Source organism: Lentzea sp. NPDC036955 (genome assembly GCF_055608005.1).
In genome coordinates this window covers 125,885-145,451 of record NZ_JBVJRC010000006.1, presented here as the reverse complement: position 1 = coordinate 145,451, position 19,567 = coordinate 125,885, and the positions used below count along the sequence as shown (strand labels likewise).

The following is a 19,567-nucleotide window of genomic DNA, read 5'->3' as shown; positions in this document are numbered from 1 at the left end:
CGCGTAGGATCAGGCGCCATGCGCACGTCCGGTGTTACCGACGTCGTCGTCGGGATGAGCACGAGCGACCACCTCTGCTGGTCGTTCGACGACTTCACCGACTTCCGCGCACGGGCGGCCGAGTTCCTCGTGGACGGCCTCGTCAGGGGCCAGCGCGCCTGCTACGTGGCCCGCGGCGACGCCCGCGAGCTGGCCGGGCACCTCGCGTCGTCCCCCGTGCTGGCCGCCGCGTTGCGCGACGGTTCCGCCGAGGTGATCCCGCTCGAGTCGCGGTACCGCTCCGGTGCCACGGTGTCACCGAACGACCAGGTCGCCGCCTATGCGGAGGCCACCAGCGCCGCACTGGCCGACGGCTTCACCGGCCTGCGGGTGGCCGCGGACGCCACCGCGCTGGTGAGCTCACCGGCCTCGCTCGACGCGTTCTGCCGCTACGAGCACCTCATCGACCGGTACATGACCGGCTCGCCGTTCTCCGCGATGTGCGCCTACCACCGCCCGGAGCTCGCCGACGGCACCGTCGAGCAGCTCGCGTCGATGCACCCGGTCAGCAACGCCCGCGGCGCCCCGTTCCGCCTGCACGCCACCGCCGACGGCCTGGCCCTCGTCGGCGAGATCGACCGCGCGAGCCGCGAGCTGCTGCCGCTGGCCCTGCTGCGCGCGGAACCGCCGGTGGACCGCAGCGAGCTCCGCGTCGACGCGACCGGCCTGCGCTTCATCGACCACCACGGCCTGCTGGCCCTGCACGACTGCGCGCGCTCCCACGCCGCGACGCTCGTGCTGCGCTCGGAGAAGTCCGCCCTCGCACGCCTGGTGTCCATCCTCGGGCTGGAAGACGTGGAGTGCGTCCGATGACGGCGGGGTTCTTCCACGAGTGCGCGCTCTACGACTCGGAAGACACCTTCCTGGCGCTCGCCGTGCCGTTCGTGGAGGACGGGCTGCGGGCGGGCCACCCGACCTTCGTCGCCTGCGCGGAGGACAACACGGCCCTGCTGCGCGGAGCACTGGGCCGCGACGACGCCGTGACCTACCTCCCCGCCGCCGACCAGTACGCCCGTCCCGCGGACGCGATAGCGAGCTACCGCGAGATCTGCGCGAAGCTCGTGTCCGCCGGTGCCACCGGCATCCACGTGGTCGGCGACGTCCCCCACCCCGGCGTCGGCGCCCCCTGGGACTGGTGGGCCCGCTACGAGGCCGCCGTCAACCGGGCCTACGCCGAGTTCCCGCTCCACGGCCTGTGCCCCTACGACACCAGGACCACCCCGGACTACGTGCTGGCCGACGTCGCCAGCACCCACCCCAACGTCGCCGGTCAGGGCACGCCGAACCCGCACTACGGCGCTCCGCTGAGCGCACCACGCCCCGACGTCCTCGAACAGGCGCCGCCGCTGGTCGAGCTCGTCGACCCGACCCCGTCCGCCGTGCGCGGTGCCGTCCTCGCGGCCATCGCCGGCGTCCGGCTCGACGAGGACAGCGCGCACGACGCGGTCTACGCGGCCAGCGAGATCATCACGAACGGACTGACCCACGGCGTCGGCCCGGTCCGGTTCCGGCTGTGGGCGGACGCGGCACGGGTGGTGGTCGCGACGACCGACCACGGTACGGGGCCGTCCGACCCGCTCGTGGGGCTGATGCCGACGGAGGCCACGCAGACGGCGGGCCTGGGGCTGTGGATCCTGCACCGGACGTGCAACTACGTGTCGATGGGACGCGGTGACGACGGGTTCACGGTGCGGGTGAGCGTGGGCGCCTGAGCCCGGAGCGCCCGTCGCGGGGAGGGGGCAGAATTCCGGCGTGAGCGCCACCGTCTCCGCCAAGCTGCTCTCGCTGCTCGGCACCTTCGACACCCGCCACCGCGCCCAGACCCTCAGCGGCATCGCGCGCCGCAGCGGCCTGCCGGTCAGCACCACCCACCGCCTGCTCGCCGAGCTGGAGGGCTGGGGCGCGGTCCGGCGGCTCGCGTCCGGGGAGTACGTCATCGGGCGCCGGATCTGGCGGCTCGGCCTGCTGGCGGCGGGCGAGGTGGACCTGAGCCGGGTCGCGGAGCCGTTCCTGCACGACATCCACGCGGCCACGCGGGCCGTGGTGCACCTGGCGGTGCGCGAGGGTGCGGAGGTGCTGTACCTGGACCGGGTGTCCGGGCACGCGTCGGTGCCGATCGTGAGCACGACGGGCAGCAGGTTGCCGTTGCACGCCACGGGCGTCGGGAAGGTGTTGCTCGCGCACGCGCCGGCGGAGGTGCAGGAGGAGGTGCTGGCGCATCGGCTGACGCGGTGCACGGCGTTCACGATCGTCGATCCGGCCCGGTTGCGCGCGCAGCTGCACCGCATCCGGCGGGACGGGTACGCGCAGACGTTCGAGGAGATGACGCTCGGCGCGTGCTCGGTGGGGGTGCCGGTCGAGGTGCGCGGCGGGGTCGTGGCCGCGCTCGGGATCGTGGTGCCGGACCTGCGCAGCGTGCGGGGGCGGCTGGTGGCGGCGTTGCAGGTCGCGGCCCGCGGCATCGCCCGGACGATGGAGTCCGGTTTCCACCCACCGGAAAGCGGGGTTGGATGATCAGCTCGCCTGCGGCTCTACTCTGCGCTGTGGCGAGCGAAAAGCGTGAACTCTTCATCGGCGGCGAGAACGTTCCGGCACTGGACGGCCGCACGACCGAGGACCTCAACCCCTACACCGGCGACGTCTTCGCCGTGGTGGCCGCGGCCGGCACGGCCGACGTGACCCGTGCCGTGGACGCGGCCCAGGCGGCGTTCGAGCAGTGGTCGGCGACCTCCCCGGCCACGCGGCGCGCGATCCTGCTGCGCGCGGCCGACCTGCTGGAGGCCAGGGCACCGGACGTCGTGCGGGTCATGGCCGCCGAGGTCGGCGGTGTCGCCGGGTGGGCCGGCTTCAACGTGGCGCTCGCGACGAACGTGCTGCGCGAGTCCGCGGCCGCCGTCACCCAGCCCGTCGGCGAGGTCCTCACGACCGAGACCGCGGGCCAGCTGTCGCTCGCGGTGCGCGAACCGCTCGGCGTCGTCGCCGCTTTCGCACCGTGGAACGCGCCGGTCATCCTCAGCACCCGCGCCGTCGCCGCCCCGCTCGCCGCCGGCAACACCGTGGTGCTCAAGCCCAGCGAGGACGCCCCGATCACCGCCGGTCTGCTCATCGCCGAGGTGCTGCACGAGGCGGGGCTGCCCGCCGGTGCGCTGAACGTCGTCACCAACGACCCCGCCGACGCCGCCGACGTGGCTGCCGCGCTGATCACCGACCCGCGGGTGCGCGCCGTGAACTTCACCGGCTCCACCGAGGTCGGCCGCACCGTCGGCACCCTGGCCGCCCAGCACCTCAAGCCGGCGGTGCTGGAGCTCGGCGGCAAGAACGCCCTGCTGGTGCTGGAGGACGCCGACCTCGACCACGCCGTGAACGCGGCCGTGTTCGGCTCGTTCCACAACTCCGGGCAGATCTGCATGTCGACCGACCGCGTCCTCGTGCACCGCTCGATCGCCGAGGAGTTCACCACCCGCTTCGTCGCCAAGCTCGCCGCGCTCCCCCACGGCGACCCGAGCGACCCCGGCACCGTCTTCGGCCCGGTGATCAACCGGCGTTCCGCGGACCGGGTGTCCGCGCTGGTCGAGGAGGCGGTCTCCGCGGGCGCCCGGCGGCGCACCGAGGGCACCGGACCGATCGTGCTCGACCGGGTCACCCCGGACATGCGGATCTTCCGCCAGGAGATCTTCGGCCCGGCCGTCGTCATCGTGCCGGTCGCCGACGACGACGAGGCCGTCGCCATCGCCAACGACACCGAGCACGGCCTCACCGCGGGCATCCTCACCGAGGACACCCGCCGCGGCCTCGCGCTGGCCCGCCGCATCCGCACCGGCATCGTGCACGTCGGCAACCAGACCGTGGCCGACGAGCCGCAGGCACCGTTCGGCGGGGTGAAGTCGAGCGGCTACGGCCGGTTCGGCGGCCGGTGGGGCGTGGAGGCGTTCTCCGCGACCCGCTGGGTCACCGTCGCCGGTTCCCACGGCCACTTCCCGTACTGACCTCCCCCTTGCTGCTGCCGGCATCTGCAAGTACTGCCAACCCATGATCGAATCGCCGCTGACCACCACCAACATGTTCGCCACTCGCCGAACCAGGCTGCGTGCGCAGGTCAGCCGCAGGCGCTGTTGGTAGTGGAAAAGTGCTTGTTGATGTTGAGTTGGTGGTACTTGCAGACGCCGGCAGAGGCAGGGTGGCTAGGTGTGAGGGGGCAGACCGGCCTCGTGGGCCACGATGGCCGCCTGCACCCGGTTCTGCGCCCCGAGCCGGGTCAGGATGGCGCTCACGTGCCCCTTCACCGTGCCCTCGACCAGGTCCAGCCGCCGGGCGATCTGCGCGTTCGACAGGCCCTCGCCGAGCAACGCGAGCACGTCGCGTTCGCGGGCGGTCAGCTCCTCGACCCGCGCGCGGGCGGCGCCGGTACGAGTGCCGCGGAACCGGGTGATCATCCGGGCGGCGACCTTCGGGGCGAGGTAGGCGCCGCCGGCGGCCAGCGCGTGGACGCCCGCGATCAGCTCGCGCGGGTCGCCCGACTTGAGCAGGAACCCGCGCGCGCCGCCGTCGAGGGCCTGTTCGAGGTAGCCGTCGTCGTTGAACGTCGTCAGCATCGCGACGCCGAACCCGTGGCGCACCAGCGCCTCCGCCGCCCGCAGGCCGTCGAGGCGGGGCATGCGGACGTCCAGCAGCACGACGTCGGGGCAGTGCCTCAACGCGAGGTCGACGGCCTCGTGACCGTCGGCGGCCTCGGCGACGACCTCGACGGCCGGGTCGGCGCTCAGGATGGCGCGCACACCGGCCCGCACCATGGCCTCGTCGTCGGCGAGCAGTACGCGGATCACTGGTCCCCCGGCTGTGGCAGCGTCGCGACCAGCTCGAACCTGCCGTCGCCACGAGTGGTCCGCAGCGTACCGCCGGCCAGCCGCACCCGTTCGCGCAACGCCACCAGGCCGAGCCGCGACCCGGCGGCCCGCCGTCCGCCCAGCGCGTTGCTCGCCTCCACGACGGTCGTGGCGTCGGCGGTCGTGACGGTCAGGTGCAACACCGAGTGCGGCGCGTGCTTCGCGGCGTTCGTCAACGCCTCCTGCACGACCCTGCGCACGGTCGGCTCCACTGTGGACGGAACAGGTCCATCCGCGGCGAACCGGACGTCCAGGCCCGCCCGCACGGCCCGGTCCACGAGGTCCCGCACGCCCTCGACCGCAACCGGCTCACCATCGCGCAGCAGGAACACCAGGTCCGCCAGCCGTTCCGTGGCACCGGCCGCCGTGCGCCGCAGCTGTGCGGCGGACTCGCAGTGCTCCGGCGGCAGCGTCATCTCCAGCGCCCCGGCCTGCAGCGCCAGCAGGCTCAGCCCGTGGCCGAGGCTGTCGTGCACCTCGTGCGCGATCCGGGTGCGTTCCCGCAGGTGCGCGGCCTCGACGGCAGCGGCGGCCAGTGCGGCCTGCTGGTGGACCACCCGGCCGAGGAACCACGGCAGCGCCACCGCGACCGCCACGATCCCGGCCGCCACGCCTCCCGCGAGCGCCCCCAGCGGGAACAGCACGGCCGGCCACAGCACCGCCGTGCGCCGCCCGAGCAGGAAGGACACCGCGAACAACGGCACGCACACCGCAGCCGTCCACGGCGGCACGGAGTCGTCGATCGCGAACGACACGGCCGCCGCCACCGCAACGCACGCCGCGAGCGCCGCCGCCTTCACCGCCGCCACCGCACGACCGCGACGCTGATGTTCATCACGCTGGACACGCCCAACCACACCACGAGCGGCAGCGAATAGTGCGCCAGTTGGAAGAACGTGATGTCGCGCCCGCCGCCGTACAGGAGCCCCAGCAACCACGGCGCCGCCACCAGCAGCCCCACCGGCACGAACCGCAGCACCTGCCACGGCCTGGGCCACCGCCGCGGCCGCCGCAGCGCCCGCACGCCGAGCGCCACCGACAGCAGGGTCAGCGCCGCCAGCACGAGGTCCGTGAGCAACCGGAACGACGACGGCTGCGCGGGCACCTTCCCGTCGAGCAGGTCCGCGATCCCGTCCTCCAGCTGCGAGGTGCCCTCGTTGCCCAGTCCCACACCGCTGTTGGCCATGACCGCGACGCCGTACCCGGACGACGTCAGCAACTGCCCGGCCGTCGCCGTGAACCAGATGCCGTTGTGCCGCAGGCCGCGCCCGTCGCGCACCCAGCCCAGCCCCTCCTGCGGCCGCAGCCGCCCCTGGGCCGCCAGCCACTTGCCCATGTCCGCGGCGGTGGTGACCACCCCGTCGGACCCGGCGACGAACCGGTGCGGCTCGGTCACCGCGACCGAGAACCCGTACGCGTACCCGTGTCCCGTGCGGTAGCCGGCCGGCAGGTCGCGCGGCGTCACGTCGATCGCGACCGTTTCGCGCATGTCCAACGGCTCGAAGACGTGCTTCCTGAGGTGGTCGTCGAAGTTCTCACCCGACACGACCTCCACCACCCGCGCGGCGAGGTGGTAGTTCGTGTTGGTGTACCGGTGTTCGGCACCGGGATCGGCGGCGAGCGTCGCCTGCTTCGCCCGCCGGACCGCCCCGTCGAGGGTGTCCGGCTGCGGCAGGCTCTTCTCCGGCAACGTCCGGTCGGTGATGCCCGAGGTGTGCTCCAGCAGGTGCCGCACGGTGATCCGCCCGCCCCGCGGGTCGGCGACCTCGAACTCGGGCAGGTAGGTGCGCACCGGCCGGTCCAGGTCGAGCTTGCCCGCGTCGGCGAGCTGGTGGACGGCCAAGGCGGTGAACGACTTGCTGACCGAGGCGATCGCCATCTTCGAGTGCTCGGTGAGCGGCGCGCCGGTCGAGTCGCGGCCGTAGCCCTTGGTCGCGATCACCCTGTCCCCCTTCGTGATCGCGACCGCGACTCCGGGGTAGGAGGCCTCTGCGAGGTACGCGGCCACGTGACCGTCCACTGCGGACAGATCGGGTGGGGAGACCAGTGCGGCGACCAGGCCGATCGCCCAGATGCTGTTCATGGTCGTGACCGTACGAAGCGCGGGCCCGCGGCACCCGACCCGGAAGACGGGGCGGACCCCCGACGAAAGTCAGGGGTCCGCGCCGGTGCCGAACTACGAGGATCAGTGCCCCGCGGCCATCTCCGCCGCCAGTCGCTCGTCCCCGCTCTGCTCCTTGAGCGGCTTCTCCTTGATGAACACCACCGCGAGGAACGCGAGCACCGCGAACGGCGCCCCCACCAGGAAGATCTCCGCCGTCGCCGTGGCGTAGATGTCGGCGATGACGGCCTTGACCTCCGGCGGCAGCTTCGTGATGTCCGGTACCGCGTTCTCGCCGCCGGCGGTCGCGATCGGGCCGAACTTCTCCTCGGTCAGCGACGAGACCTTGCTGGCCAGCACCGCGCCCAGCGCCGAGACGCCGATCGCGCCGCCCAGCGAGCGGAAGAACGTCAGCGTCGAGGTCGTGGCGCCGAGGTCGCGGGCGGGCACGTCGTTCTGCGCCGCCAGCACGAGGTTCTGCATCAGCATGCCGACGCCCACGCCGAGCACGAACATGTCGACGCCCACCATGAACACCGTGGTCTGCGCGGTGATCGTGGACAGCAGCAGCATGCCCGCGACCATGACGACGCCACCGGCGACCAGGAACGCCTTCCACCGGCCGTACTTCGTGATCAGCTGGCCCGCGACGGTGGACGACACCAGCAGGCCGAAGATCAGCGGCAGGCCGAGCAGACCGGCCTGGGTCGGGGTCTTGCCGAGCGAGAGCTGGAAGTACTGCGACAGGAAGACCGTGCCGCCGAACATCGCCACGCCGACGAGCGCGCTCGCGAGGGTGGCCAGCGAGACCGTGCGGTTGCGGAAGATCGACAGCGGGATGATCGGGTCGTGGGCGCGGGACTCGACCCACACCGCGGCGACGAGCAGCACCACGCCGAGCGACACGAGCAGCGCGGTCCAGCCGGAGGCCCACTCGAACTTCTGGCCGGCCAGCGAGGACCACACCAGCAGCGTCGACACACCGGACACGATGAGGAACGCGCCCAGGAAGTCGATCTTCGTGTTCTCGTTGCGCACGACCGGGAGGTGCAGGGTGCGCTGCAGCAGCCAGATCGCGGCCAGCGTGAACGGGACGCCGATGAAGAAGCACCAGCGCCAGCCCAGCCAGGAGGTGTCGACCAGCAGGCCGCCGATCAGCGGGCCGGCCACGGTGCCGACGCCGAACACGGCGCCGAACAGACCGGAGTAGCGGCCGAGCTCGCGCGGCGGGATCATCGCCGCCATCACGATCGTGGCGAGCGCGGTGACACCACCGGCGCCGAGGCCCTGCACGACGCGGCTGACGATCAGCATCTCGATGTTCTGCGAGAAGCCCGCGATCAGCGAGCCGACGACGAACAGGCTCAGCGAGGCCTGGATCAGCAGCTTGCGGCTGTAGAGGTCGGCGAGCTTGCCCCACAGCGGCACGGTCGCGGTCATCGCGAGCAGCTCGACGGTGACGATCCAGGCGAAGATCGACTGCGAGCCCTTGAGGTCGGCGACGATGCGCGGCAGGGCGTTCGAGACGATGGTGCTCGCCAGGATGGACACGAACATGCCCATCATCAGGCCGGACATGGCCTGCAGGACGTCGCGTCTGCTGTGGGCGGGTCTTGGCGCTTCGGTTCCGGTGCTCATGAGGGTCCCCCTTCGTGGTGGTGCGGTGCGTGAGCCAGTCCGGCACCGAGCAGGTCGAGCGCCTCGGAGATCAGGTCGCCCAGCGCGACCTCGTCGTCGAGCGCCCAGCGGGTGACCGCGCAGCGGAACGCGACGGTGCCCGCGGCCACCAGCAGCCGCGGGTACAGGTGGTCGGCGGGCAGCCCGCTGCGCTGCGCCACCGCCGCGCCGATCAGCTGCTCGGCCTCCGCGCTCGACGCGAACGCGCGGACCAGCAGGTCGGGGCGTTGCATCAGCACGTCCTTGCGCAGCAGCCACAGGTCACGCGCGTTGTTCAGCTCGTCGTCGATCTCCGCCAGCACGGCGGCGCGGAACGCCTCGAAGGGCGTGACCCCGTCCGCGGCGAGGACGCGCTCGGCCATGCGCGGGCCCGTCTCCGGGTCCGCGCCGATCAGCGCGTCGTCCTTGCTCGCGAAGTAGTTGAAGAAGGTGCGCACCGAGACGTCGGCCTCGGCGGCGATCTCCTCCACGGTGACGTGGTCGAAGCCCCTCTCGGCGGAGAGGCGCAGCGTCGCCCGCTCCAGCGCGGCACGCGTGCGGCGCTTCTTGCGGTCGCGCAGGCTCTCCCCCGACTGGTTCACGGGTCGACAGTACAGGATATTTTTGCAGTCACTGCAAGTTTGCAGTGTGTGAAGGATCTCGTCGGCGCGTGCCGGTCACGACCAGGGCGACTTCGGCCGTTCCTGCAGCTCCCCGTCCAGGTGCAGGTCGACCTTCTCGCTGTAGAAGCACACCAGCCCGGCGACCTTTTGGCTCTCCGGCAGCGGGGTGCGGTAGATCCACGCGAGGTCCTCGTGCAGGACCCCTCCGACCTCGACCGACCAGTACGTCGCCGTGCCCTTGTACGGGCACCGCGTCTGCGTGGCGGAGGGGCGGAGCAGGTCGAACCGGACATCACTCAACGGCAGGTAGTACCTCGGTGGCAAGCCGGTTTCGAAGAGGATGCGCGGCTGGGCCGAGGCGGCCAGCGTGACGCCGTTCAACGCCACCCGCACGTGCCGCGAGCTGTTCAGCACGTCCACGCGCGTGTACGGGTCGCGCGGGTGGACGTAGACCGGCTCGTCCTCCTCCAGCCACTCGTCCATCGCCGCGAACTCGAACCGCACGAGGCTCCTCAGCTCCTCGACCGGCGAGCCGGGGTAGGTGAGCGCGGCTCCTTCGGCCACTCCGCCCCTGGTGACCACGTCGTGCAGCACGCCTTCGCCCCGGCTCGGCGAGTGCCGCGTCTCCCCCGTCGGCCTCAGCTCGGCGCGCACGGACGCCAGCGGCAGGTAGTACGCCGGGTAGTGCGGGATCTCCCAGACCAGCCGCGGCGCGGTCGTGTCCGCGACCAGCTCGCCACCGGAGTACGTGCGGACCCGCTTCGCCGAGTGCTCCACGCGCACGCGGCCACGCTGCTCGTTGTCCATGTACCGGCACAACAAGACGCGATCGGCGGCTGTTCCGCGGCCCGCCCTCGACGCGGAGCGCAAATCGCTCGATCGGGTATCACCTACTGGGGTACAAGGAAGGTGAAATCCCGGTCGGCGTCGTTGGGGGGTCAACGACCATGCCTACGCTCCTCGCATGCCGGAGGAAACCGACAAGGCTGGTCCGACACCTCCCGCCGCACCGGCGGGACCGGTCGTCATGAGCACGCCGATCCACGATCAGATCGCCGCTCAGCTGGGAGTTCGTCAAAAGCATCGACGGCCCGACTGATCACGGCTATGAATGGCTCCTCAGCCCGCTGGAAGGGGAGCCATGCGCGCGTTCGTGCCCAGGTTGGTCGCGGCGGTCGCGGTCGCGGTGTCCACCCTCGCGCCCGCACCACCCGCGTGGGCCGCGGTGCCGCCGATCGCCTGGCAGGCGTGCGGCCCCGACCACCCCGGCTTCGAGTGCGCGCAGCTCGTGGTGCCGCTCGACCACGACCACCCGCGCGGCGCCACGACGACGCTCGCGCTGACCCGCCTGCCCGCCGCGGACCCGGCGCGGCGGATCGGGTCGCTGCTGTTCAACCCCGGCGGCCCCGGTGCCTCCGGCCTCGACTACACGTGGGCGTGGGGCGCCCGGATGTCGGCGGGGACGCAGGGCCGGTTCGACGTGGTCGGCTTCGACCCGCGCGGCATCGGCCGGTCGGACCCGTTGCGCTGCTTCGCCTCCGAGCAGGAGCGAGCCGAGTACCTGGCCGACCTGCCGCTGTTCCCCTACCGGCCGTCGATGCAACGGCCGTTCTTCGACCGGTACCGCGCCCTCGCCGCCAAGTGCGACCAGCCGATCGCACGGCACATGAGCACCGCCGACGTCGCACGCGACATGGACCTGCTGCGCCGCGCGCTGGGTGATCGCAAGCTCACGTACTTCGGCCACTCCTACGGCTCGTACCTCGGCACGACGTACGCGAACCTGTTCCCCGGCAACGTCCGCGCGCTCGCAATCGACGGCGTGCTGGACCCCGAGCGGTACTCGAGCGGCCGTCAGATCGAGTCGGACCGCGTCGCCGGCGAGGAAGTGCTCGACGAGTTCTTCCGGCTCTGCGACGAGGCCGCCTGCCCGCTCGCACCCGCCTCGCGGCAGCGTTACGACGCGCTGCTCGCCGCCGCGCGGGCCAACCCGATCCAGCTCGGCGACGAGCTGTGGACCTACGACCAGGTCGTGGGCCACGCACGACTCACCGGGTACGCATCGGAGCTGTGGACGGTCATCGCGACCACGCTCGCCCAACTCGCCGATGCCGCGGCTGAACCTGGTGTCACCGCACTCGTGACTTCGCCTTACGACAACATGTTCGACGCCAACCTCGGCAACATGTGCGCGGACATCGAGTTCCCGCGCAGCTTCGAGACCTACCGCGCCATCGGGCGTTATGCGGAGGCAGGTTCCGAGTTCGGCCCGTACTGGTGGTGGACGAACTCGGCGTGCGCCGACTGGCCGGCAAACGAAGACCGTTACACGGGCCCGTGGACCGCGCACACGTCCGCACCGGTACTGGTGGTGGGTGGCTACTTCGACGGAGGAACGGACTACCGCGGCGCACAGGCCGTGGCCCGGCAACTGCCCAACAGCCGGCTGCTGTCGTACGCGGGCTGGGGACACGTGTCGTGGCGGCGCAGCCAGTGCGCGGCCGACCACATCTACGCGTACCTGCTGGACGTGACGCTGCCCCCGCCTGGCACGGTGTGCCCTGCGAACCCCAACCCGTTCAGCGCTGCGCCGTCCCAGTCGGTCGAAGACGACTTTCGTCGCTACACGCACCCCGCCGCAGCGAGATAGGAAGAGCGCTCCTGGCTGACACGAGGGGACTCGCCCATGCGAACAATCGCGCTCGTCGCGCTCGCAGCGCTCATGGTCACGCTCACCCCGGTGGCGCACGCCGAGCAGGGCGCGCCCAGGATCGACTGGCAGGCCTGCGGACCGGAGCACCCCGGCTTCGAGTGCGGCACGGTCCGCGTGCCGCTCGACCACGACGACCCGCGCGGCGCCACGACCACCGTGGCGCTGACCCGCAAGCCCGCCACCGACAAGGCCCGCCGCATCGGGTCGCTGTTCCTCAACCCCGGTGGTCCCGGCGGGTCCGGCGTCGACCTGGCCCACTCGATCGGCGACCAGCTCTCGGCCGCACTGCGGGGCCGCTTCGACGTGGTCGGCTTCGACCCGCGCGGCGTCGGCCGCTCCGACCCGCTGCACTGCTTCCCGAGTGAGGAGGCCCTGGACGAGTTCTTCGAGGGCCTGCCCGGCTTCCCGTACCGGGCGGCGCAGGAGCGCCCGTTCTTCGACCGCTACCGCACCCTCGGCCCGAAGTGCCGCTCCGGCGAGCCCATCGCCCGCCACATGAGCACCGCCGACGTGGCCCGCGACCTGGACCTGCTCCGCAGCGCCGTCGGTGACCGCAAGCTCACCTACCTCGGCTTCTCCTACGGCTCGTTCCTCGGCACGACGTACGCGAACCTGTTCCCCCGCAACGTCCGCGCGCTCGCGATCGACGGCGTGCTCAACCCCGTGCTGTGGTCGGGCGGCCGCCAGATCGAGTCGGACCGCATCGCCGGCAAGGAGGTGTTCGACGAGTTCCTGCGCCTGTGCGACGAGGCGGCGTGCCCCCTCGCCCCGAACTCAGCCCAGCGCTGGAAGGCCTTGCTCGCCGCGGCGAAGGCCAAGCCGATCCAGCTGGGCGACCAGACCTACACCTACGACGCCATCATCGGCACGGCCATCGGCACCGGCTACGCCCCTGACGCCTGGCCCGCCATCGCCGCCCTGCTCGACAGGCTCTCCGACGCCTCCACCGGCACCGTGCTGACCGCCGCGGAACCGGACTACGACAACTTCTTCGACGCCTACAACGGCAACGCGTGCGCCGACATCGAGTACCCGCGCAACTTCGAGACCTACCGCGCCATCGGGCGTTATGCCGAGGCGGGTTCGGAGTTCGGCCCGTACTGGTGGTGGGGCAACGCCGCGTGCGCGAACTGGCCCACGAACCCCGACCGCTACACGGGCCCGTGGAACGCCCGCACCTCCGCACCGGTACTGGTGGTGGGCAACTACTTCGACGGTGCGACCGACTACCGCGGTGCGCAGGCCGTGGCCCGTCAGCTGCCCAACAGCCTGTTGCTCACCTACGCGGGATGGGGTCACACGGCTTATGGGGTCAGTGCGTGCATCACGGACCACATGAACGCGTACCTGCTCGACGTGAAGCTGCCTGCGGCGGGCACGGTGTGCGCGGCCAACCCGAATCCGCACCTGCCCGGTTCGGCGGCGTCCGTGCCGTTGTACAAGCACCGCCGCTGACCACTCGCCGCCTCATCGCTGCCCAGGCATCTGCAAGTACTTGCAGATGCCTGGGCAGCGGGGGCGGGCCGATGGGCCTGTGGGGCGTTCGTGCGCGGTTGTGAGACAGCACAGGCGGTTTTAGCCGGCGAGAGCGAAGAGCTCCTCCGGGCGGCCGGTGGACTTCAGGACGGCCAGCGACTGCTTCTCCAGCTGGCGGATCCGTTCACGGGTCAGGCCGAGCTCGTCGGCGACCTCCTGCAGCGTCCGCTCCCGGCCGTCCTCCAGGCCGAAGCGCAGCCGCATGATCCGCCCCTGGCGCTCGGGCAGGACCTCCAGCAGCGACCGCACGCCCTCGACGAACTCCTGCTGCTCCACCAGGTCCGGCGCCGACACGCCATCACCGTCCTGGATCAGGTCGCCCAGCACCGAGTCACCCTCGTCGCCGACCGGCGTTTCCAGCGACACGCACGTGCGGGCCGCGTCGCGCAGGTCATGCACGCGCTGCGCGGACACCTTGGCGTGCGCGGCGATCTCCTCCACGGTGGCCTCGCGACCGAACTCGGCGGAGAGCTTCTGCCCGATCCGGTTGAGCTTGTTGACCTCTTCCACGACGTGCACCGGCAGGCGCACGGTGCGGGTCTGGTCGGCCAGACCGCGTTCGATGGCCTGGCGGATCCACCACATGGCGTAGGTGGAGAACTTGTAACCCTTGGCGTAGTCGAACTTCTCGACCGCGCGGATCAGGCCCAGGTTGCCCTCCTGCACCACGTCCAGGAACGGCAGGCCGCGGAACGAGTGCTTCTTCGCGACCGACACGACCAGGCGCAGGTTCGCGCGGATCATGTGGTCCTTCGCGCGCTCGCCCTCGGCGACCAGCCGGCGCAGTGTGCGCCGGTCCCGCGTGGTGTCGCCGGAGTCGAGCAGCTGCTGTGCGTACAGGCCGACCTCGATCGCCTTCGCGAGCACGACCTCCTCCGCGGCGGTGAGCAGCGGCGTGCTGCCCACGTCGCGCAGGTACTGGCCGACCAGGTCCGCGTCCTGCTGTCCGGACGCGCGGTTCTTCAGTTCTGCAGGCATGACAGATCCCCCGTTTCCGATTGGCAGGTGGTGCGGGCGAGCTGGCCGCCTCTGGTGTAACGGTTCAGACCTCTTGGTCATTCCGCGTTTTCGGTTGTGACCTCAGCCTCACCCGTGTGATCGCGTGGTGTTCCACGCGTTGCACGGTGATCTCCCAGCCGGAGACGTGCACCACGTCTCCGGGTCCTTCCGGGATTCTCCCGAGGACCACCAGGACCAGACCCGCGATCGTCGCGTAGTCCCCCTCCGGTGCCTCCGGCAGCTCGACCCCGATGTCAACGAGGTCGTGCACCGGAAAAGTTCCCGGCAGGATCAGCGAACCGTCCGCTTCGGTGCGGACGTTCGCGACATCGCGGTCCGTCTCGTCGTAGATCTCACCGACGACCTCCTCGAGCAGGTCCTCCAGCGCGACGATGCCGTCGACCGCGCCGTGCTCGTCCACCACGAGCGCGAGCTGTTCGCGCTCGGCCTTCATGCGGCGCAACGCGTCGGTCACGCGCAACGAGTCCGGCAGCATCAGTGCGGGCCGGGCCACGTCCTTCAACGCCGCCGTGTCGTCCAGCACGTCGCGCAGGTGCACGACGCCGATCACGTCGTCCAAGTGGCCGTCCCGCACCACCGGCGCCCGTGAGTGCCCGGACTGGGCCAGGGTTTCCCTCGCCACGGGGATGGTCAAACTCGCGTCGAGCACAACCACCTGCCGACGGGGCACCAGCACCTCGCGCAGCCGCCGTTCGTGGATCTCCAGCGCACCGGTCATGATCTCCCGCTGCTCGGCGTTCAGGTGCTTCTGCACGGCCACCAGCTCGCGCAGCTCGTCGGGTGACATCTGCTCCTCGTCGGCGTTCGGGTCACCGCCGAACACGCGCACCACGAGGTCGGTCGCCTTGCTGAGCAGCCACACGACCGGGCGGGAGACGGTCGACAGCACGTCCAGCGGCCGGGCGATGATCTTCGACCAGCGCACCGCGTACTGCATCGCGAGCCGCTTGGGCGCGAGCTCGCCGAACACCAGCGTGACGAACGTCAGCAGAATCGTCACCAGCGCGATCGCCACGCCGTTCGCCGCGCTGCCGAGGAACTCCAGTGCGGGCACCAGCGGCTGCGCGAGCGACACCGCCGCGGTCGCGGAGGCGAGGAACCCGGACAGCGTGATGCCGATCTGGATGGTTGCGAAAAACCTGTTCGGATCCCGTGCCAGTCGCACGAGCGTGCGGTGCCCATCCCGTTCCAGCGCGCGCAGCTGCCCCTCACGCAGCGACACCAACGCCATCTCGCTGCCCGCGAACGCAGCGTTCAACAACACCAGCACTCCGACCAGCGCAAGGTCGAACCCGAAGCCGTCCATGCGTTTGGGTTAGCACCCGCGGTGGTATTTCGCGACCTGACGGCCGTCTTGAGCAGCCAGGGCAGCCAGAACGTGAACGGGGTGGATCGAGATGGACGCTCCCGAGGTGCTCCGCACCTCAGCGCGATATCCCCTGCCCGACTCCGACCCGGATCTGGCGGACCTGCGCTCGTGGGCTTCGACGTTGCTTGCCGACCTGTCCGAGGACGTGCTGCTGGACGTGCAACTGGTGTGCACCGAACTGGCCAGCAACGCTTATGAGCACGCGGCCGCTCCACGGGTGGTGCGCATGTCACGCACCAATGAGGTCATTCGCGTCGAGGTCGAGGACGGGACACCCGCCGAACTGCCGCAGCTGGGCGAGTCGCGCATCGCCGACTCCCGCGGGCGTGGCTTGGTGTTGGTCGCCCATCTCTCTCGTTGCTGGGGTACGCGTGAGGCCGCCGACGGCAAGACCGTCTGGGCGGAGATCAGCGTCTGAGCTCAGGCGCACGGTTCGGCTGTGCGTTTCGCACGGTGAAGACATGACATCGCGCGGATGGATGTTGCCGGGCGTCGGTTCGACGCTCAGTGCATGACAACGACGACAACTTCCGCGGTCCGGCCGCTGGTGCGCCACGGCGTCGAGATGCTCGTGGCGATGCTCCTGGGAATGTCCCTGCTGGGACCCCTGTGGACGCCGGACTCGATCGAGCTCACCGTCCTGTGGATGGCTGTGTCGATGTCCGTGCCGATGGCGCTGTGGATGCGCTATCGCGGTCATGGGCGCGTGGTGGAGATGTGCGCCGCGATGGCGGTGCCGTACCTCGTGCTGTTGGTGCCCTACTGGTCGGGTGCGGTGGATCGCGATGCCGTGCTCATAGGCGGTCACCTGCTGATGGTGCCCGCGATGATCTTCGTGCTGGTCCGCTACCGCCACGAGCATGGCGTCGCGTCCACCAACCCGGCCATCCGGTTCCTGGGCGACCGTTGGCCGACGATGGTCGCGCTGGCGCTGACGTTCGACTTCTGGCAGGCGGCGCTGGTGCCCCCGGTGTGGACGCTGCTGGTGTGCCAGGCCGTCTACCTGATGTGGGGCCGGCGGGCACCGCGCGTGCAGCTGGCCGTGTTCGGGGCCTACGCGGCGCTCGCGGCCGTGGTCACCACCTCGTCGGCCGACCTCGGCGTGGTGCTGATCGCCGCCGGGTGGGGCGCGCACGCCGTCTGGGACCTCGTGCACCACGTCCGCAACGCCGTCGTGCCGCGCTGGTGGTCGGAGTTCTGCGGGGTGTTCGACCTGGTCGTGGCGGTCACCATCATGATCGCGTGGCTCTAGGGTGGTGGCGGTGACCGAGCTTTCCCGGACCGAGCTGCCCCGGACCGATCCGGCACGGGCCGCGTTGCGCTGGACGCTGCACTCGCTGTGGGCGGGCTCGCTGGTCGTGCCGCTCGTCGCGGTGCTGCGCGAGCCGACGGCCACGCGCTGGCTCGGCGGGCTGGGCCTGGTGCTGCTCGCGGCGGCGTGCGTGGTGGCGGTGCGCTCCGGGACGTTCTGGGTCCTGGGTGCGGCCGCACTGGTGTCGATCCCGCTCGTGGCGCCGGTCGGACCGGCCGGTCTGCACCCGTGGGCGTGGGTCGGCGGGGTCGCGGCGGGGTTCGCGCCGCTGCTGCTCACCGGCGTGTGGCGGTGGGCGGCGGCAGTCGCCGGGGTGGCGCTGGCGGGGGTGGTGGGGTTCGCCGTCGGTGGCATGCCCGCGACCCACCTGCTGATCGCCGCCTCGGTCGCGGCCACGGTGATCGCGATGGCCGGGCTGCCGACGTGGTACGCCGGGCTGCTGGAGCAGGCGCGGGCGGGCCGGGAGGCGCGGGCGGCGCTGGCGGTGAGCGAGGAACGGCTGCGGTTCGCCCGCGACGTGCACGACCTGCTCGGGCACCGGCTGACCGTGATCGCGCTGAAGGCCGAGCTGGCCGGGCGGCTCGCCGGCACGGACCCGCAGCGGGCGGCGGCCGAGGCGTTCGAGGCGCAGCGGCTGGCGTCCTCGGCGCTGAGCGAGGTGCGCGCCGCCGTGGACGGCTACCGGGCGGTCGACCTGGCCGAGCAGCTGGCGGCGGTGCGCGGCGTGCTGCGGGAGGCCGGCATCCGGTGCACGGTCCCCGACAGTGGCGGCCTCACCGGTGACAGCGCCACCCAGCTCGCGCTGGCGGTGCGGGAGGCCTGCACCAACGTGCTGCGCCACAGCAGGGCGACGTGGTGCATCATCGACCTCGCCGAGCGGGACGGGGAGGTGCTGATGACGGTCACGAACGACGGCGTCGACCCGGACGCGCCCGAACGCGGGGGCAACGGCCTGCGCGGCCTGGGCGAACGGCTGGCCGCGCACGGCGGCCGGATCTCCGGCGAGCGCTCGGCCGGCACCTTCACGCTGCGGGTCGTGGTGCTCGCGTGATCAGGGTGCTGCTGGCCGACGACGAGGAGCTCATCCGCGACGCCCTCGCCGCGCTGCTCGACCTCGAACCGGACCTGTCGGTGGTGGCCAGCGCCGGTGACGGCCGGGCCGCCGTCGACGCGGCGCTGGCCCACCGCCCCGACGTCGCCGTGGTGGACCTCCAGATGCCCGCCCTGGACGGCTTGGAGGTCACCGCGGAGCTCGCCCGCGTGCTGCCGTCGTGCGCCGTCGTGGTCCTGACCGGCCGCGGCCGCCCGCCGCACCTGCAGCAGGCCCTGCGGGCGGGTGCGAAGGGCTTCCTGCCCAAGGGCTCCCCCGGCGGCACGCTCGCCGACGTCATCCGCCGCGTGCACTCCGGGTCCCGCTGGGTCGACCCGGCGCTCGCGGCCGACGCGCTCGCCGCTCCCCCGTGCCCGCTGACGCAGCGCGAGCTGGAGGTGGTGCGGCTCAGCGGGTTCGGCACCCCGGTGGCGCAGATCGCGGCCCGCACGTCGCTGTCACCGGGCACGGTCCGCAACCACCTGTCGGCCGCGGTGGCCAAGCTGGGCGTGGCCGGCCGGGGTGAGGCGTTCCAGCTGGCGCAGGAACACGGCTGGCTCTAGTTCGACGTCAGCACGTCGAACGCGTGCTTGCGGTGCACCGCGAAGAGCTGCAGAGCACCCTCGACGTCCCCGGCCCCCAAGGCTTCCACCAGCGCACGGTGTTCGTCACGCACGTGCTCCAGGTATCCCTCCGTGCTCACCGCAACGCGCGTGAGCAGGAACAGGTGCACCTGCGACCGGATGGCCTCCCAGGCGTGCACGAGCCGTGAGTGGTCGGCGGCGGCGTAGACGGCGTCGTGGAACTCGATGTCCAGCTGCACCATCTCGTGCGGGGTGCGGGCGCGTTCCATCTCCTGCGCGGCCTTCTCGACGGCGGTGAGGTCGGCGGCGGTGTCGACGACCCGGCGCACCGCGAGCACCTCCAGGGCGCCGCGCAGGCTGTCGAGCTCGGCCACGTCGCGGGCCGACAGCTCGGCGACCGTCGCGCCGCGGTGCCAGCCGGTGCGGACGAGCCCTTCGCGTTCCAGCTGCTGCAGCGCCTCGCGGACCGGGCCGCGGCTGACCTCCAGCGCCTCGGCCAGCTCCACTTCGCGCAGCGGGCTGCCGGGCGGGTAGCGGCCGTCGAAGATCGCCGTCCGGATCGCGTCCGCGACCTCGCTGCTCAGGCCGCGCCTGCGGGCGGGCTCCAACCGTGCCATGGCGCAATGTTAACAAGCGCACAT

General features: G+C 71.7%; 19 protein-coding genes. 10 read left to right on the top strand and 9 right to left on the bottom strand.

What is annotated here, in order from left to right; genetic code table 11:
• Window positions 1-18 precede the first annotated feature (18 nt).
• From ACZ7CF_RS21425 to ACZ7CF_RS21410, 4 genes are read left to right on the top strand one after another with little or no spacing between them, the layout of a single operon-like run.
• A complete protein-coding gene (locus ACZ7CF_RS21425; protein ID WP_470370363.1) occupies window positions 19-852 on the top strand; it encodes an MEDS domain-containing protein in 834 nt (277 codons plus the stop codon).
• Window positions 849-1,751 (top strand): sensor histidine kinase, encoded by a 903-nt coding sequence (locus ACZ7CF_RS21420; protein ID WP_360389740.1) that lies wholly within the window; start codon window positions 849-851, stop codon window positions 1,749-1,751. The genes ACZ7CF_RS21425 and ACZ7CF_RS21420 overlap by 4 nt, the downstream gene beginning before the upstream one ends.
• Before the next feature lie 40 nt (window positions 1,752-1,791).
• Window positions 1,792-2,553 carry an IclR family transcriptional regulator gene (locus ACZ7CF_RS21415; RefSeq protein WP_360389743.1) on the top strand — a complete coding sequence of 254 codons (762 nt, stop codon included), beginning with the start codon at window positions 1,792-1,794 and terminating at the stop codon, window positions 2,551-2,553.
• Between the two features lie 29 nt (window positions 2,554-2,582).
• A complete protein-coding gene (locus ACZ7CF_RS21410; RefSeq protein WP_470370362.1) occupies window positions 2,583-4,025 on the top strand; it encodes an aldehyde dehydrogenase family protein in 1,443 nt (480 codons plus the stop codon).
• Window positions 4,026-4,220: 195 nt separating this feature from the next.
• Here the strand turns inward: ACZ7CF_RS21410 and ACZ7CF_RS21405 are convergent, their stop codons facing one another.
• From ACZ7CF_RS21405 to ACZ7CF_RS21380, 6 genes are all read right to left on the bottom strand, one after another.
• Window positions 4,221-4,862 (bottom strand): response regulator, encoded by a 642-nt coding sequence (locus ACZ7CF_RS21405; RefSeq protein ID WP_470370361.1) that lies wholly within the window; start codon window positions 4,860-4,862, stop codon window positions 4,221-4,223.
• Window positions 4,859-5,731 (bottom strand): sensor histidine kinase, encoded by an 873-nt coding sequence (locus tag ACZ7CF_RS21400; protein WP_470370360.1) that lies wholly within the window; start codon window positions 5,729-5,731, stop codon window positions 4,859-4,861. The genes ACZ7CF_RS21405 and ACZ7CF_RS21400 overlap by 4 nt, the downstream gene beginning before the upstream one ends.
• The gene (locus tag ACZ7CF_RS21395) at window positions 5,719-7,005 is read right to left on the bottom strand and encodes a serine hydrolase domain-containing protein (RefSeq protein ID WP_470370359.1); all 1,287 of its coding nucleotides are present in this window, start codon (window positions 7,003-7,005) and stop codon (window positions 5,719-5,721) included. The genes ACZ7CF_RS21400 and ACZ7CF_RS21395 overlap by 13 nt, the downstream gene beginning before the upstream one ends.
• Before the next feature lie 102 nt (window positions 7,006-7,107).
• Window positions 7,108-8,601 (bottom strand): MDR family MFS transporter, encoded by a 1,494-nt coding sequence (locus ACZ7CF_RS21390; protein ID WP_470370358.1) that lies wholly within the window; start codon window positions 8,599-8,601, stop codon window positions 7,108-7,110.
• Window positions 8,602-8,657: 56 nt separating this feature from the next.
• On the bottom strand, window positions 8,658-9,281 hold the full coding sequence (locus ACZ7CF_RS21385) for an acyl-CoA-like ligand-binding transcription factor (protein ID WP_360389760.1): 624 nt from the start codon (window positions 9,279-9,281) through the stop codon (window positions 8,658-8,660).
• Between the two features lie 75 nt (window positions 9,282-9,356).
• Window positions 9,357-10,109, bottom strand: coding sequence for a DUF427 domain-containing protein (locus tag ACZ7CF_RS21380; RefSeq protein ID WP_470370357.1), 753 nt, complete (start codon window positions 10,107-10,109; stop codon window positions 9,357-9,359).
• A gap of 334 nt (window positions 10,110-10,443) precedes the next feature.
• Between ACZ7CF_RS21380 and ACZ7CF_RS21375 the strand changes: the two genes are divergently transcribed.
• Both ACZ7CF_RS21375 and ACZ7CF_RS21370 read left to right on the top strand, forming a co-directional pair.
• Window positions 10,444-11,952: an alpha/beta hydrolase gene (locus ACZ7CF_RS21375; RefSeq protein ID WP_470370356.1), complete on the top strand. Its 1,509-nt coding sequence runs from the start codon at window positions 10,444-10,446 to the stop codon at window positions 11,950-11,952.
• A gap of 36 nt (window positions 11,953-11,988) precedes the next feature.
• Entirely contained in the window at window positions 11,989-13,470 is a 1,482-nt protein-coding gene (locus tag ACZ7CF_RS21370; RefSeq protein WP_470370355.1) for an alpha/beta hydrolase, read from the top strand.
• A gap of 120 nt (window positions 13,471-13,590) precedes the next feature.
• Here ACZ7CF_RS21370 and ACZ7CF_RS21365 read toward each other — a convergent pair whose 3' ends face one another.
• Together ACZ7CF_RS21365 and ACZ7CF_RS21360 are read right to left on the bottom strand one after the other, a co-directional pair.
• Window positions 13,591-14,529 (bottom strand): sigma-70 family RNA polymerase sigma factor, encoded by a 939-nt coding sequence (locus ACZ7CF_RS21365; RefSeq protein ID WP_360389772.1) that lies wholly within the window; start codon window positions 14,527-14,529, stop codon window positions 13,591-13,593.
• A gap of 64 nt (window positions 14,530-14,593) precedes the next feature.
• Window positions 14,594-15,877: a hemolysin family protein gene (locus tag ACZ7CF_RS21360; RefSeq protein WP_360389775.1), complete on the bottom strand. Its 1,284-nt coding sequence runs from the start codon at window positions 15,875-15,877 to the stop codon at window positions 14,594-14,596.
• A 91-nt stretch (window positions 15,878-15,968) separates the two neighbouring features.
• Here ACZ7CF_RS21360 and ACZ7CF_RS21355 point away from each other — a divergent pair, with 91 nt between their 5' ends.
• The 4 genes from ACZ7CF_RS21355 (at window position 15,969) to ACZ7CF_RS21340 (ending at window position 18,905) form a co-directional block, all read left to right on the top strand.
• Window positions 15,969-16,358: an ATP-binding protein gene (locus ACZ7CF_RS21355; RefSeq protein ID WP_360389778.1), complete on the top strand. Its 390-nt coding sequence runs from the start codon at window positions 15,969-15,971 to the stop codon at window positions 16,356-16,358.
• 93 nt (window positions 16,359-16,451) lie between these two features.
• Window positions 16,452-17,192 (top strand): hypothetical protein, encoded by a 741-nt coding sequence (locus ACZ7CF_RS21350; RefSeq protein ID WP_470370354.1) that lies wholly within the window; start codon window positions 16,452-16,454, stop codon window positions 17,190-17,192.
• A gap of 10 nt (window positions 17,193-17,202) precedes the next feature.
• A complete protein-coding gene (locus ACZ7CF_RS21345) occupies window positions 17,203-18,303 on the top strand; it encodes a sensor histidine kinase (protein WP_470370353.1) in 1,101 nt (366 codons plus the stop codon).
• A complete protein-coding gene (locus ACZ7CF_RS21340; protein ID WP_360389786.1) occupies window positions 18,300-18,905 on the top strand; it encodes a response regulator transcription factor in 606 nt (201 codons plus the stop codon). The genes ACZ7CF_RS21345 and ACZ7CF_RS21340 overlap by 4 nt, the downstream gene beginning before the upstream one ends.
• Here the strand turns inward: ACZ7CF_RS21340 and ACZ7CF_RS21335 are convergent.
• Window positions 18,902-19,543 carry a GntR family transcriptional regulator gene (locus tag ACZ7CF_RS21335; protein WP_470370352.1) on the bottom strand — a complete coding sequence of 214 codons (642 nt, stop codon included), beginning with the start codon at window positions 19,541-19,543 and terminating at the stop codon, window positions 18,902-18,904. The two genes, ACZ7CF_RS21340 and ACZ7CF_RS21335, sit on opposite strands and share 4 nt — an antisense overlap.
• Window positions 19,544-19,567: the final 24 nt, after the last annotated feature.

Excerpts from the sequence above, each read along its gene's own strand:
- ACZ7CF_RS21380 (WP_470370357.1), bottom strand. The coding sequence starts at position 10,109 with ATGGACAACGAGCAGCGTGGCCGCGTGCGCGTGGAGCACTCGGCGAAG.
- ACZ7CF_RS21420 (WP_360389740.1), top strand. The coding sequence starts at position 849 with ATGACGGCGGGGTTCTTCCACGAGTGCGCGCTCTACGACTCGGAAGAC.
- ACZ7CF_RS21355 (WP_360389778.1), top strand. The coding sequence starts at position 15,969 with ATGGACGCTCCCGAGGTGCTCCGCACCTCAGCGCGATATCCCCTGCCC.
- ACZ7CF_RS21390 (WP_470370358.1), bottom strand. The coding sequence starts at position 8,601 with ATGTCCGGCCTGATGATGGGCATGTTCGTGTCCATCCTGGCGAGCACC.
- ACZ7CF_RS21350 (WP_470370354.1), top strand. The coding sequence starts at position 16,452 with ATGACAACGACGACAACTTCCGCGGTCCGGCCGCTGGTGCGCCACGGC.
- ACZ7CF_RS21335 (WP_470370352.1), bottom strand. The coding sequence starts at position 19,543 with ATGGCACGGTTGGAGCCCGCCCGCAGGCGCGGCCTGAGCAGCGAGGTC.
- ACZ7CF_RS21360 (WP_360389775.1), bottom strand. The coding sequence starts at position 15,877 with ATGGACGGCTTCGGGTTCGACCTTGCGCTGGTCGGAGTGCTGGTGTTG.
- ACZ7CF_RS21370 (WP_470370355.1), top strand. The coding sequence starts at position 11,989 with ATGCGAACAATCGCGCTCGTCGCGCTCGCAGCGCTCATGGTCACGCTC.
- ACZ7CF_RS21365 (WP_360389772.1), bottom strand. The coding sequence starts at position 14,529 with ATGCCTGCAGAACTGAAGAACCGCGCGTCCGGACAGCAGGACGCGGAC.
- ACZ7CF_RS21395 (WP_470370359.1), bottom strand. The coding sequence starts at position 7,005 with ATGAACAGCATCTGGGCGATCGGCCTGGTCGCCGCACTGGTCTCCCCA.
- ACZ7CF_RS21425 (WP_470370363.1), top strand. The coding sequence starts at position 19 with ATGCGCACGTCCGGTGTTACCGACGTCGTCGTCGGGATGAGCACGAGC.
- ACZ7CF_RS21375 (WP_470370356.1), top strand. The coding sequence starts at position 10,444 with ATGCGCGCGTTCGTGCCCAGGTTGGTCGCGGCGGTCGCGGTCGCGGTG.